The 13,869-nt window shown below is 59.7% G+C and carries 12 protein-coding genes; 1 reads left to right on the plus strand and 11 read right to left on the minus strand.

Translation table 11 applies throughout. The features are described from left to right. Positions 1–132: 132 nt before the first annotated feature. The 8 genes from HCU66_RS01765 to HCU66_RS01800 form a co-directional block, all read right to left on the minus strand. On the minus strand, positions 133–1,770 hold the full coding sequence (locus HCU66_RS01765; protein WP_205886749.1) for an AAA family ATPase: 1,638 nt from the start codon (positions 1,768–1,770) through the stop codon (positions 133–135). A 10-nt stretch (positions 1,771–1,780) separates the two neighbouring features. Next, on the minus strand, positions 1,781–2,881 hold the full coding sequence (gene aroB, locus HCU66_RS01770) for a 3-dehydroquinate synthase (RefSeq protein WP_205886750.1): 1,101 nt from the start codon (positions 2,879–2,881) through the stop codon (positions 1,781–1,783). A 150-nt stretch (positions 2,882–3,031) separates the two neighbouring features. Then, the gene (gene aroK / locus HCU66_RS01775) at positions 3,032–3,550 is read right to left on the minus strand and encodes a shikimate kinase AroK (RefSeq protein WP_019581860.1); all 519 of its coding nucleotides are present in this window, start codon (positions 3,548–3,550) and stop codon (positions 3,032–3,034) included. Between the two features lie 4 nt (positions 3,551–3,554). Then, positions 3,555–5,630 carry a type IV pilus secretin PilQ gene (locus HCU66_RS01780; RefSeq protein ID WP_205886751.1) on the minus strand — a complete coding sequence of 692 codons (2,076 nt, stop codon included), beginning with the start codon at positions 5,628–5,630 and terminating at the stop codon, positions 3,555–3,557. Between the two features lie 13 nt (positions 5,631–5,643). Beyond that, positions 5,644–6,171 carry a pilus assembly protein PilP gene (locus HCU66_RS01785; RefSeq protein WP_205886752.1) on the minus strand — a complete coding sequence of 176 codons (528 nt, stop codon included), beginning with the start codon at positions 6,169–6,171 and terminating at the stop codon, positions 5,644–5,646. Further along, positions 6,168–6,791, minus strand: a complete 624-nt coding sequence (gene pilO, locus HCU66_RS01790; protein ID WP_205886754.1) for a type 4a pilus biogenesis protein PilO — start codon at positions 6,789–6,791, stop codon at positions 6,168–6,170. Before pilO ends, HCU66_RS01785 begins: the two co-directional genes overlap by 4 nt. Continuing rightward, positions 6,788–7,354 carry a PilN domain-containing protein gene (locus HCU66_RS01795; protein ID WP_205886755.1) on the minus strand — a complete coding sequence of 189 codons (567 nt, stop codon included), beginning with the start codon at positions 7,352–7,354 and terminating at the stop codon, positions 6,788–6,790. Before HCU66_RS01795 ends, pilO begins: the two co-directional genes overlap by 4 nt. After that, on the minus strand, positions 7,354–8,418 hold the full coding sequence (locus tag HCU66_RS01800) for a type IV pilus assembly protein PilM (RefSeq protein WP_205886756.1): 1,065 nt from the start codon (positions 8,416–8,418) through the stop codon (positions 7,354–7,356). The genes HCU66_RS01795 and HCU66_RS01800 overlap by 1 nt, the downstream gene beginning before the upstream one ends. Before the next feature lie 220 nt (positions 8,419–8,638). Here HCU66_RS01800 and HCU66_RS01805 point away from each other — a divergent pair, with 220 nt between their 5' ends. After that, positions 8,639–11,077, plus strand: coding sequence for a penicillin-binding protein 1A (locus HCU66_RS01805; protein ID WP_420908037.1), 2,439 nt, complete (start codon positions 8,639–8,641; stop codon positions 11,075–11,077). A 252-nt stretch (positions 11,078–11,329) separates the two neighbouring features. Here the strand turns inward: HCU66_RS01805 and HCU66_RS01810 are convergent, their stop codons facing one another. The 3 genes from HCU66_RS01810 to rpmE form a co-directional block, all read right to left on the minus strand. Further along, the gene (locus HCU66_RS01810) at positions 11,330–12,598 is read right to left on the minus strand and encodes a malic enzyme-like NAD(P)-binding protein (protein WP_205886759.1); all 1,269 of its coding nucleotides are present in this window, start codon (positions 12,596–12,598) and stop codon (positions 11,330–11,332) included. Positions 12,599–12,781: 183 nt separating this feature from the next. Then, on the minus strand, positions 12,782–13,570 hold the full coding sequence (locus tag HCU66_RS01815) for a thermonuclease family protein (RefSeq protein WP_205886760.1): 789 nt from the start codon (positions 13,568–13,570) through the stop codon (positions 12,782–12,784). 35 nt (positions 13,571–13,605) lie between these two features. After that, positions 13,606–13,824, minus strand: coding sequence for a 50S ribosomal protein L31 (gene rpmE, locus HCU66_RS01820; RefSeq protein WP_047700495.1), 219 nt, complete (start codon positions 13,822–13,824; stop codon positions 13,606–13,608). Between the last annotated feature and the right edge of the window lie 45 nt (positions 13,825–13,869).

The raw sequence follows: 13,869 nt of genomic DNA on the forward strand, positions 1-13,869 counted from the left end.
TAATTTTGACCGCAGCGACTCAAAGACTACTGTGACGCAGACACCACAAGGCACGCGGTCTGTAGAGACGGCATGCACTTGCAGAAATTTTGAGGTGCTTGGAGAGGCGGCCTGGGTAAGGCCGCCGAATCTTCAGCGAGTTGTTGCCAGTTCCTGTTGGACGCTGGCGACAGTGCGAGGCCAAGGTTTACCAGCCTGAACCTTCGCTGGCAAGGCCTTGATGGCGGTAACGGCTGCATCGCGGTTGGCGAAGCTGCCGTAGGTGATGACGTAAAGCGGCTTGCCGTTGAGCACTTTCTTGAAATAACGGTACTCGCCGCCCTGCTCCTTGACGAAACTTTGCGCGGCCGATTCGGAGCTGGTGCCGAGGATCTGCACCACATAGTTACCCGGCGCCTGACCGGCGTACCAGCTGCCACCGGCGGCTTTGGCCACGACTGGCTTCTCGGCTGGCTTCTCGACAGGCTTAACGGCAGCGACCGGCTTGGCGGGGGCTGGGGCTGGTTTGGCAACCGGCGCAGGCGCTGGCTTGGCGGTCGCGACCTGGGTCGGTGCAGGCGTCGGCTTGGCGGTCGGTGTCGGTGTCGGCGCAGGCGTCGGCTTGGCGGTCGGTGTCGGTGTCGGCGCAGGCCCCGCCGGAACGCCTGCCGGCGGCGCAGTGGTGGTCACGGTCGGCGGTATGGCGCTGGAGCCTTCGACCGGCACGCCGTCATCGCCTTCGGTAATGCCACCGGCCGCTTCGGCCAGTGGACCACGCATCACCGGCTGCGAGTTACCGACCAACGGTAATGGCATCGGTTGTGAGTTACCAGCGAACTCCACGGCGGGTGCACCGCCGCTGTTAGGTTGTGGCGTGCCCTGGCCCAGCGGCAGTTGCGCCTGTTCGTTGGCAGGCACGCCGGTGGTCGGTGCTTTGCTGCGACCCGGCATCAACCAGGCGGCAGCTACCGCGACCACGACAACGGCGGAAATCGCCAATACGTGTTTCTTCGGCATGTTGAACCCCATACTTGGACGCTTCACCGCTGAGCGGCTGGCAATCATGGCTTCGATCATTGCATCGCGGGCGACCTGGTTGATGTTGCCAGGCCAACCGTCGGAGCTTTCGTGAATATCAGAGATCTGATCCGCGGTGAAAAGTTCGATCCCCCGGCCGGCGCCTTCGAGACGCTGATCCAGGTATTCGCGGGTTTCTTCTTCGGTGTAAGGCTGCAGCTCGATGACGTGGAAACGTTCTTCCTCGAGGCTCAGTGCTTCAAGTTGAGCAATCAGCGAGGACTCGCCGAACAGGAACACGTGCGGACGTCCTTCCGGAGCACCGGCAGCCAGGGCCAACAGGGCCTCCAGCGCAGACTCGTCGAGTTGCTCGGCGTCATCCACCAGCAAATAGACTTCCTGCCCCGTGAGCGCAAGCTGTACCACTTGAGCCAGGATCGCGCCGATCTCGGCCTGCTCGACGTTAAGCGCCTGAGCCACCTGATACAGCACGCCAGCGGCATCGCTGGCGCCACGGGCGGAAACCACCACACTCTGCACTGACTGTTTGTTGGTGCTGGCCACCAGAGCCTGGCGCAACAAGGTTTTGCCGCTGCCTTGAGGGCCAGTGACCACCAGCAGCAACTGGCTGTAACGCGCCAGGTGATGCAGTTGTCCCAGCACCGGTTTGCGCTGGGCCGGGAAGAATTTGAAGCCAGGTACCCGTGGAGCGAAAGGGTCATGACTTAACTGGTAATGGCCGAGGAAAGCCTCGTCGGCATGCAAACTAGTCATCGGGATCTTATTAACCTTTAAGCTGAGCCAGGGTGCGGTAATCCGCTCCCAGCGTGGCCTGTAAAACCTCTTTCGGATAATCGTCGGTCACCACTGCTTCACCCATATGGCGCAGCAGCACCAGGCGCAAACGACCGTCGATCACTTTCTTGTCAATTGCCATGTGTTCGAGAAAATCGGCTTCAGTCATCTCTTGCGGCGGGATAACCGGCAGGCCGGCACGCTGGAACAGACGAATACCGCGATCGCGCTCCTGTTCGCTGATCCAGCCCAGGCGCGTGGACATTTCCAGAGCCATTACGGTGCCAGCAGCGACCGCTTCACCATGCAACCAGACACCATAGCCCATATGGGTTTCGATCGCGTGGCCGAAGGTATGGCCCAGGTTCAACGTGGCACGCACGCCGGTCTCTTTCTCGTCGGCACCGACCACCGCAGCCTTGGCCGCACAGGAGCGTTCGATGGCGTAAGTCAGGGCGCTCTGGTCCAGCGCTCGCAGGCGATCGACGTTTTCTTCGAGCCAGGTCAGGAACGGTTCGTCGCAGATCAACCCGTACTTGATGACCTCCGCCAGCCCCGCAGACAGTTCGCGGGCCGGCAGGGTTTTGAGGGTGGCGGTATCGATCAGCACCACGTTGGGCTGATAGAAGGCGCCGACCATGTTCTTGCCCAGTGGGTGATTGATCCCGGTCTTGCCGCCCACCGAGGAGTCGACTTGCGACAGCAACGTGGTCGGCACCTGGATGAAATCGACGCCACGCTGGTAGCAGGCGGCCGCAAAACCGGCCATGTCACCGATCACGCCACCGCCGAGGGCGATCACCGTGGTGCGGCGATCATGCCGTGCGGTCAGCAGGCCGTCGAAAATCAGTTGCAGGGTTTCCCAGGTCTTGAAGGCTTCGCCGTCGGGCAGCACCACGGAAATCACCGAGAACTGCGCCAGACTGCGGGTCAGACGCTCGAGGTAGAGCGGCGCGACAGTCTCGTTGGAGATGATCGCCACCTGCCGCCCGCGGATATGCGGGGCCAGTAGCTCAGGCTGATCCAACAAACCTTCGCCAATATGAATCGGGTAGCTACGCTCGCCTAGATCGACCTTGAGTGTCTGCATGTGTCCCCACAGTGAAGATGGAATCAGGCATCCTGCCTTGAGTTAACGAATTCCACGGCATCTGCTGGTGTGACGCCGTTCGGTAGGCATCCGCCACAACCTGGAGCGGCTGCGACAGGACGCCGAGGATAGCGCATTTCGCGCCGCGCATTAACGGGGCGGTAGCTGCTGCAAGCGCTCGAGAATATCGAGCACCACCATCCGCGGTGGCCGCTCATCGGTTTCCACCACCAGGTCGGCTATTTCCCGATACAGCGGATCACGGATCGCCAGCAAGTCCCGCAGGGTTTTGGCTGGATCGGCGGTACGCAACAGCGGCCGATTGCGGTCGCGAGCCGTTCGGCCGACCTGCTGCTCGACAGACGCATGCAGATAGACCACCCGACCGCCAGCATGCAGCGCCCGGCGATTGGCTTCGCGCATCACCGCCCCGCCACCGGTCGCCAATACCACGCCGTCGGACGCGCACAGCTCGGCAATCATCGCCTGCTCGCGGTCACGAAAGCCCGGCTCGCCTTCTTTATCGAAAATCCACGGAATATTGGCGCCCGTGCGCAATTCAATTTCCTTATCGGAATCTTTGAACGGCAGGCGCAGCTCTTTGGCCAGCAACCGGCCGATGGTGCTTTTACCAGCCCCCATCGGTCCAACAAGAATCAAATTTCGCACAGAATCAATGACTCACAGCAATCGCCTGATTGTTCATGATACGCGGAGTGAGAAAGACCAACAGCTCGGATTTTTTCTCCGAAACCACGTCACGCCGGAAAAGGCGGCCAAGATACGGCACATCGCCAAGAAATGGCACCTTATCTACAACCTTGCTCTGAGTATTTGAGAAAACCCCACCAATGACGATGGTCTCGCCATCGTTGACCAGCACCTTGGCATTGACCTCGTTTTTCTTGATCGGCGGCACGTCCTGCACTTTGTTCAGGTAGTCCGGCTCATCCTTGGTGACCTTGACCTCCATGATGATGCGGTTGTCCGGGGTGATCTGCGGCGTCACTTCCAGGGACAGCGAAGCCTCCTTGAACGACACCGATGTGGCGCCGCTGGAGCTGGCTTCCTGGTAGGGAATCTCGGTGCCCTTGAGGATTTTCGCGGTTTCCTTGTCAGACGTGACCACCTTGGGCTGCGAGACGATTTCCCCGTTGCCGGTTTTTTCCATGGCCGACAGCTCAAGGTCCAGCAGCACATTGTCGGTAATGAAGGCGATGCCGATCCCCGAGGTGTTGGAGGAGGTTCCCAGGTCGACGAACGGCGAGTTGGTGCTGGTGCTGCCCGGCGTACCAACGGTGGTCGAGGAGCCGTTGACCCCGGAGGTATTCCAGTTACCCTTCTGCACCGAACCGCCCCAGCGCACGCCGAGACTTTTGTCGTAATCGACGTTGGCTTCGACGATGCGCGCCTCGATCATCACCTGGCGCACGGGAATATCCAGTTGTGCAACGATGCGACGCAGTTCGTCGAGACGGTCCTGGGTCTGGTAGGCAATGATGTTGTTGGTCCGCTCATCGACAGTGATAGAACCTCTCTCGTCGATTTTCGCCTCGGCGCTGGTCACCGACTGGAACAGCTTGGCGATATCGGCGGCCTTGGCGTAGTTGACCTGCAACAATTCGCGACGCAGAGGCGCGAGCTCGGCGATCTGCTTCTGCGACTCCAGTTCCTGACGCTCCCGGGCGGCGATTTCATCGGCCGGCGCCACCAGCAGCACGTTACCGATCCTGCGTTTATCCAGACCTTTGGTTTTGAGCACCAGGTCCAGCGCCTGATCCCACGGCACATTCTGCAGGCGCAACGTGATGCCACCCTGCACCGTGTCGCTGGCCACCAGATTGAGATTGGTGAAATCGGCGATCAATTGCAGCACCGAGCGCACATCGATGTCCTGGAAATTCAGCGAGAGCTTTTCACCGCTGTAGGCAAAACGTTCGGCATTGCGTTTGTGCAAATCATCGACAGTCATCGGACGGATGCTGATCGTCAGCTTGTTATCGGTCTGATAGGTCGAATAATCGAAGGCGCCGCTGGGTTCGATGCTGATAATGGCCCGGTCGCCCGTGACGCTGGCGTTGACGAACTGCACCGGCGTGGCGAAATCCTTGACGTCGAGGCGTACGCGCAACCGTTCAGGCAATTGGGTCTTGGTGAAACCGACGATGATCTTGCCATCGCGCTCCTGGATGTCCGGGGCGATGGACGGATCCGACAAATCGATGACCACATTGCCTTCGCCCTGGGTGCCACGCTGGAAATCCACGCCGCGAATGGCTTTGCCCACGGGCGCATTGACTCTGGCAGGCACCGGGTTCGCCATGGCGGTGCGCGGCACGCTGGCGATTGGCTTGGGCGTCTTGTTACCGGCGCCCTCCCCGACGACCACGAACAGATTGTTGCCTTCGACGCGTGCGTTATACGGGGTCAATTGAGTCAGGCTGATGATCAGCCGTGCGCGGTCCTTGGCCTCCACCACCGTGGCGCTGCGGGCATTGCCGCCACCCAGGTCTCGACTCTTGTTCGCCAACTGGCTGGTGACCCCCGGCAGGTCCAGCGCAATCCGCGCAGGCTGCTCTGTCGTATAACCGTGAGGCTGGGGCGGTGGCCCATCGAACGATAACTTCAACTCGATACGGTCACCGGGCAGCGCGGCGACATCCAGCGCTTTGAGGTTGGCCGCCTGTACCATCGGCGACAGAAACGCTATCCATAGCGAAATACCGAAGGCTGAGAAAATCCTGTTCATTATACGAGTTCCACTATGAGTGCTCTTTCAAAGGGATGGTCCGCGGCCGCTCCAGCCAGGCGCCCTCGCCATCGGGAACGATTTCGACCACTTCTACTTGTGAACCGCTGATGGCGACGATTCGTCCATCGTTACGCCCCAGGTAATCACCTACTTTCAGCCGATGCACGCCGCCCGCCCCGCGTAGTAGCGCAAAGGAGCCGGCGGCATTGGAGATCGTGCCGACCATTTCGAATTGCTCGATGTTGAAACCTTCGAGGTACTGCTTGACCCGATTGGGATCGGGCTTGACGTTGCGCGAGCCGTGCTTTTGGCCGGCCAGATCGACTTTGACCTGCCGGGAGAACGGGCTGCGCAGGTTGGCAGCGTTGTAGGTGAATGTCGGGTAAGACCGGAATGTCGGCGTTGGTTCAATCTTGCCGGGCGCACGCAGACGCACTTCGTTCAGGTAGGCGTCGATGTCGCTGAAACCATCGTCGCCGCCACAACCGGCCAGGACGACCAGGCACATAACCATCGACAGACAACGAATCGGGCTCATTTCTGCACCCCTTTGTCGTTGTAGCGGTAGGTCTTGGCAAGGATGCTCATGCGCAACTTCGGACCGCCATCGGGATTGGCCGGCGCCAGGTCGAAGTCATGCAGGGTGACAATCCGCGGCAGCCCGGCCACGCCGCTGACGAAAGTGGCCAGATCGTGATAAGCGCCGGTGACGGTGATCTGGATAGGGAGTTCAATGTAAAACTGCTGGGTGACCTCCGGGAGCAGCTTGATTTCTTCGAACTCCAGGCCGCTGCCCAGACCGGTTCGGGTGATGTCCTCCAACAGGCCGGGCACTTCGGTGTCGCTGGGCAATTGCCTTAACAACACGCCGAAGGAGTTCTCCATTTCCTTCATCTGCTGGGTATACAGCTCCAGATTAGCCGCCATATGGGCTTTGCTCGCGAACTGCTCCTTGAGCGTGGATTCTTCCTCACGCTTGAGTTCCAGGTGGTTTTGCAGATCGCCGATCAAGAAGCTGTAGCCCAGGACCAGCACCAGAACCATGAGCAGAACACTCGCCAGAACCTTGATCGCCGCTGGCCAGGACCCCATGTTGTTGGTGTCCAGATCGTTGATATCGATCTGGCGCAACCCTTCGAACCATTCGGACGGCCTCATTTGGCACCCCCCACAATGGCGGGTTGAGTCTGACGGACGGTCAACTGAAAAACATTGGCCTGATCCAGTTGACCGGCAGTGGTCGCTTTGACTTCCGTGAGATTGGGCGCGTCGAACCAGTCGGACGCATCAAGATTGCGCATCAAATCCGAAACACGATTGTTGGACTCCGCCGCGCCAGTGATGGACAAGGTCTTGCCGATCATTTTCACTTCGGTGAAATACACTCCTTCCGGCAAGGTGCGCGCCAACTGATCGAAAATCCTTCCGCTGATCGGGCGGTTGCCTTGCAAGTCCTGGATGATGCGCATGCGCTCGACGAGTTGCTGACGACGAGCCTTCAGGTCGCTGATCTGTTTGATCCGCCCATCGACCACGGCAATCTGCTTGCCGATGTAGTCGTTACGGGCAACTTGCCGATCAATGGCGTTGTTTATGACCTGATCCGCGATCAACAGCGCCCCCACTGATCCCACCAGCACACCGACCAACGCCAGCAAAAAGCGTTTGCGACGCACTTCGCGCAACTCTTCGCGCCAGGGTAAAAGATTGATCCGCGCCATCAGTCGAAACTCCTGAGGGCCAGCCCGCAGGCGATCATCAGTGCCGGGGCATCGCTGGCCAGGGCACCGGCGTTGACCTTGCTGCTCAGGGTCATGTCGGAAAATGGATTGGCGACCTGAGTCGGCGTACCCAGTCGCTGCTCGATCAACCGATCCAGCCCCGGAACCGAGGCGGTGCCGCCAGCCAGGAGGATGTGATCGACCGAGTTGTACTGGCCGGAGGCAAAGAAAAACTGCAACGAACGCGACACTTGCTGCACCAACGCGTCACGAAACGGCTGCAACACCTCGCTGACGTAATCGTCCGGCAAACCGCCCTGTTTCTTCGCCAGCCCCGCCTGCTCGATTGTCAGGCCATAACGACGCTGGATTTCTTCCGTCAGTTGACGGCCGCCGAACAATTGTTCGCGGGTATAGATGATTCGCCCGTTGTGTAGCACGCTCAGGGTGGTCATGGTCGCGCCGATATCCACCACCGCCACGGTCAGACGCTCCTGAGAGGCGGCCAGCTGGGTGGCCAGCAGGCCGAACGATCGCTCCAGGGCATAGGCTTCGACATCGACCACCCGCGCGGTCAACCCGGCCAGGGCCAGGGCCGCTTCACGAACCTCGACGTTTTCCTTGCGACAGGCTGCCAGCAGCACATTGACCCGCTCTGGGTTGCGCACCGATGCGCCCTGCACCTCGAAGTCGATCGCCACCTCGTCCAGCGGATAAGGAATGTACTGATCGGCCTCTATTTTCAGCTGGTTTTCCATCTCGTCGTCGGAAAGACCAGCGTCCATCTCGATGGTCTTGGTGATCACCGCCGAACCGGCGACGGCCACGGCAACGTTCCTGAGACCCGTCTTTGCCTTGGACAGCACGCGCGCAAGGGCCTGCCCCACACCTTCAAGCTCGGCGATATTTTTCTCGACCACGGCACTGGCGGGCAGCGGCTCCACCGCATAAGCCTCGACCCGATAGCGGTCACCCTGGCGACTGAGTTCCAGTAGCTTCACCGACGTGGAGCTGATGTCGATCCCCAGAAGCGCACTGGTTTTTTTATTGAAGAGTCCTAGCACTACCCATTCCCTATGACTATCCGTGAGTTACGGACTCTGTAATATCCATTGCGTTCAATACCCCCCGTCTTGACAGCAGCGCAAAATGACGCCCCCTTCGGAAAAATGCTTATAATACCGAGCGTTTTTTCCGCTTTTTGCTGCAAGCGCGGGTCATTCTCTGTATAGCTTGAACCCTGATACCTAATTCATTTTTTGCTCTGGATATCCAAAAGCCTTGATTCGTCTGCTGAAATTTTTCGGTTGGTCCATCGTCGCCGTTTTCTGCGGACTGCTCCTGGGTCTGAGCGGCGCTTTCCTTTACCTTAGTCCTGGATTGCCGTCCGTGGAGGCGCTGAGAAGTATTCAGTTGCAGATTCCTTTGCGGGTGTACAGCAGCGACAATAAGTTGATAGCAGAATTTGGCGAAATGCGCCGCACGCCGATCCGTTTCGCCGACATTCCCCCCAATTTCATTAATGCGTTACTAAGTGCTGAAGACGACAATTTCGCCAATCACTACGGCGTCGATCCCAGCAGCCTGATGCGTGCCGCCACCCAGTTAGTAAAAAGCGGACACATTCAATCCGGCGGCAGCACCATCACCATGCAGGTGGCGAAGAATTTTTTCCTGACCAGCGAACGCAGCTTTTCGCGCAAGACCACCGAAATCCTCCTGGCGCTACAGATCGAACGACAGTTGACCAAGGACGAGATCCTCGAGCTGTACGTCAACAAGATCTATCTGGGTAACCGCGCCTATGGCATCGAAGCGGCGGCGCAGGTCTATTACGGCAAGTCGATTCGTGATGTCAGCCTGGCGCAGATGGCGATGATCGCCGGCCTGCCAAAAGCCCCGTCACGCTTCAACCCCCTGGCGAACCCGGCCCGCAGCAAGGAGCGTCGCGACTGGATCCTGGGGCGCATGTACAAGCTCGGCAAGATCACCGAAGCCGACTACACCGCTGCGATCAATGAGCCGCTGAACGCCAGCTACCATGTACCGACCCCGGAAGTGAATGCACCGTACGTCGCGGAAATGGCCCGTGCCGAAATGGTCGGCCGCTATGGCAGTGATGCGTACACCGAAGGTTTCCGCGTCACCACCACGGTGCCGAGCGATTTGCAGGAAATGGCCAACACCGCGGTTCACGAAGGTTTGATGACCTACGATCAACGGCACGGTTATCGCGGCCCCGAATCACGCTTGCCGGGCAAAACCCGAGAAGCCTGGACCCTGGAGCTGACCAAGCAACGAACCATCAGCAGCCTGGAACCGGCGATCGTGACCCAGGTCGACAAAAACGGCTTGCAGGTGCTGACCCGCACCGGCGAAGAGCACGTTGCCTGGGACACCATGAAGTGGGCCCGTCCGTTCCTGAACACCAACAGCATGGGCGCCAATCCGAAGCAGCCGTCGGATGTCGCGCAGGTCGGCGATCTGATTCGCGTACAGCGCCAGCCAGACAATTCGCTCAAATTCAGCCAGATTCCACAGGCCCAGAGCGCGCTGGTTTCCCTCGACCCGCAGAACGGCGCCATTCGCTCGTTGGTCGGCGGTTTTGCCTTCGAGCAGAGCAACTACAACCGCGCCATGCAGGCCAAGCGTCAGCCGGGTTCGAGCTTCAAGCCGTTCGTCTATAGCGCCGCTCTGGACAACGGTTACACCGCCGCCAGCCTGGTGAACGACGCTCCGATCGTGTTCGTCGACGAGTACCTGGACAAGGTCTGGCGTCCGAAGAACGACACCAATACCTTCCTCGGCCCGATCCGCATGCGTGAAGCGCTCTACAAGTCGCGCAACCTGGTATCGATCCGCCTGCTGCAAGCGCTGGGTGTCGACCGCACCATCGATTACATCAGCAAATTCGGCTTCAACAAGCAGGACCTGCCGCGCAACCTGTCCCTGGCATTGGGCACCGCGACCTTGACGCCAATGGAAATCGCCACTGGCTGGAGCGCCTTCGCCAACGGCGGGTACAAGATCACCCCGTACATCATCGACAAGATCGAAAGCCGCAATGGCGACACGCTGTTCGTTGCCAATCCGCCGAGCGTTCCAAAAGGCGTTGTCGCCAGCGACGGCATTGCCGTACCGGCCGCCAACACCTTCACGGTCAACGCTACCCCAGGCGAAGCGCCGAGCACCCAGCCAGCGCCACAAACGCCAGCCGTGGCCGAGCGCATCATCGACGGCCGCACCACCTACATCCTCAACAGCATGCTTGAGGACGTGATCAAACTCGGCACTGGCCGTAGAGCCCTGGCATTGGGCCGCAGCGACATTGCGGGCAAGACCGGCACCACCAACGAATCCAAGGACGCCTGGTTCTCCGGCTACAACGCCGATTACGTGACCACCGTCTGGACCGGCTTCGACCAACCGGAAAGCCTGGGCAAACGCGAGTTCGGTGGCACCGTCGCCCTGCCGATCTGGATGAACTACATGGGCGCCGCCCTCAAAGACAAGCCACCTCATACCCAGCCAGAACCTGAAGGCATCCTCAGCCTGCGCGTCGACCCGGTCAGCGGCCGTGCAGCCACCCCAGGCACGCCAGGCGCCTACTTCGAACTGTTCAAGGCCGAAGACACGCCGCCGTCGGTGAACGAGCTGGGTACCGGCAACGTACCGGGTAGCCCGCTGCCAGCGGACGAGGCAGCGCCGATCGATTTGTTCTGATCGCCGCAACACCAAAAAGCCCCGCCTTCGAAAGAAGTGCGGGGCTTTTTATTGCCTGTCGGCTGATCGTTCCCACGCTTTGCGTGGGAATGCAGCCTGGGACGCTCCGCGTCCCTTTCGCGAACTGGAACGCAGAGCGTCCCTTGAGGCATTCCCACGCAGAGCGTGGGAACGGTCAATACAAACCCCTCAGATACAAAAAAGCCCCGACTCAGAATGAGCCGGGGCCTTTGGTTGAAGCGCTACAACGGCTTAGCCGTTGAACACGTCATCCACGCTTTTGAGCGGGTAGTTCTTCGGATACGGCAGGGTCGCCACACCCGTCTCGATCGCAGCCTTGGCCACGGCATCGGAGATCACGGTGATCAGGCGGGCATCCATTGGTTTCGGAATGATGTACTCACGACCGAATTCCAGCTTGATGCCACCGTAGGCGTCGCACACTTCCTGAGGCACTGGCAGTTTGGCCAGTTCACGCAGGGCGTTGGCGGCAGCCACTTTCATTTCTTCGTTGATGCGCTTGGCGCGAACGTCCAGGGCACCACGGAAAATGAACGGGAAGCCCAGTACGTTGTTGACCTGGTTCGGGTAGTCCGAACGGCCGGTGGCCATGATCACGTCATTGCGAGTGGAGTGAGCCAGCTCAGGAGCGATTTCCGGATCAGGGTTCGAGCAGGCGAACACGATCGGGTCCTTGGCCATCAGCTTCAGATTTTCAGCGCTCAGCAGATTCGGACCAGACAAACCAACGAACACGTCGGCACCGTCAAGAGCATCAGCCAGGGTGCGCTTCTCGGTCGCGTGAGCGAACACAGCCTTGTACTGGTTCAGGTCGTCACGACCGGAGTGGATCACACCGGTACGGTCAACCATGTAAATGTTTTCGATATTGGCACCCATGCTCACCAGCAACTTCATGCAGGAGATGGCGGCAGCACCGGCGCCCAGGCAGACGATCTTGGCGTCAGCCAGGGTTTTGCCAGCGATTTCCAGGGCGTTGATCATGCCGGCAGCGGTCACGATCGCGGTGCCGTGCTGGTCATCATGGAACACCGGAATGTCGCACTGCTCGATCAGCGCGCGTTCGATTTCAAAGCACTCAGGTGCCTTGATGTCTTCCAGGTTGATGCCACCGAAGGTGATGGAGATACGCTTGACGGTGTCGATGAAGGCTTGCGGGCTTTCGGAGTCGACTTCGATGTCGAACACGTCGATGCCGGCGAAGCGCTTGAACAGAACACCTTTACCTTCCATCACCGGCTTGGAAGCCAATGGGCCGAGGTTACCCAGGCCCAGAATCGCGGTGCCATCGGAAATGACTGCAACCAGGTTGCCTTTGCCGGTGTATTTGTAGGCCAGTTCAGGATCGCGGGCGATTTCGCGTACCGGTTCGGCTACGCCGGGGCTGTAGGCCAGCGACAGATCGCGGGCGGTAGCGGTGGCCTTGGTGAGCTCGACACTCAGCTTCCCTGGACGAGGATTGGCGTGATATTCGAGAGCGGCAGTTTTCAGATCAGACATGTGGGCATTCCGCTTTTTACTGTTGGACAGACGGACCGCCGAGGATACGCGTGTCGCAAAGTCCCCACAAGACTGGCCAGTCACCCCTGTCAAGCGCCAGCCCCTACGACTTTGGGCCAAGAGCCACGGAACACAAGGAATGGACTGTTCACAATCAATAGAAAAAATGCCTACAACTTTTTCTTATGGTGCCGCCTGCAACATCGCCGGATCGGTCAGCGGCAAAAGCCAGCGCGCCTGCCCGGGTTTCAGTCCGCCGCGACGCGAACGATCCACCACCCAGCCACGAGCCTCGATTTGCTTGCCTTTGAGCTTTTCAAGCGCCGCAACATCGAATTGACCCAGCAGATTGGGCGCAACCTTCAATACAACCGAATCCTGCAACTCGATCCAAACACCGCCGCGATTGCGCTGAATCCTGCTCACACGACCACTGAGCATGGCAAAGCCGGACGCGCTGATCTGCTCCGCTTTCAGCACAGGTGATTGGCGCCACAGCCCGAGACCGGCCTGACGGGCACTGCGTTCCGCCGCTTGCTGGCAGCCGACTAAATCGACGTTCGGCGCCACCGCGACCTGAAAACCGAGGCCTTCAGCGAGCATCTGCGCTTCGAGGTTGGCGCCATCGATGCTGTAGACATGGGCCAGGGTGCGGCCGTAATGGTCCTTGCTTTCCTTACCCGGCAGCAAACCGACCCGCCCGCCGCTGGCGGCCACCAGTGCTTCCAGGCGTTTGCGCGCAGCCACGGCGAACGGCTCGTCGGAACGACCCTGCTTGCCCAGCTCCGGCGTGTTCAAACCGATCATGCGCACGCTGCGGCCATCACTCAAACGCAAGGTGTCGCCATCCACCACTCGCTGCACCGCGACCGGCGTCAGCCCGCTCGGCGCCGGACAGAAGGCCTGGGCAGAGGAAAGCCAAATCGCAGACACAAAAAAGGCGCCCGCGAGGGACGCCTTTTTCATCAGCATGGAAAAACCGTGACGGCTTCCCAAGTTGATCGGCCTTAGGCCTTTTTCGCGCCGAAAGCACCGAAACGATCGGCGAACTTCTGAACACGGCCGCCGGTATCCAGAGTCTTCTGCTTACCGGTGTAGAACGGGTGGCACTCGTTGCAAACGTCGATCGCCAGGGCTTTGCCGTAGGTCGAACGGGTTTCGAACTTGTTGCCGCAGCTGCAAGTGACGGCAACTACTGGGTATTCTGGATGGATATCGGCTTTCATGGTGTCTTCCTCAGGCTAGCGTGCCGCCACCCAACACTATTGTTG

Origin of the sequence: Pseudomonas frederiksbergensis (assembly GCF_017114915.1) — a bacterium.
GTDB classification, from domain to species: domain Bacteria; phylum Pseudomonadota; class Gammaproteobacteria; order Pseudomonadales; family Pseudomonadaceae; genus Aquipseudomonas; species Aquipseudomonas frederiksbergensis_I.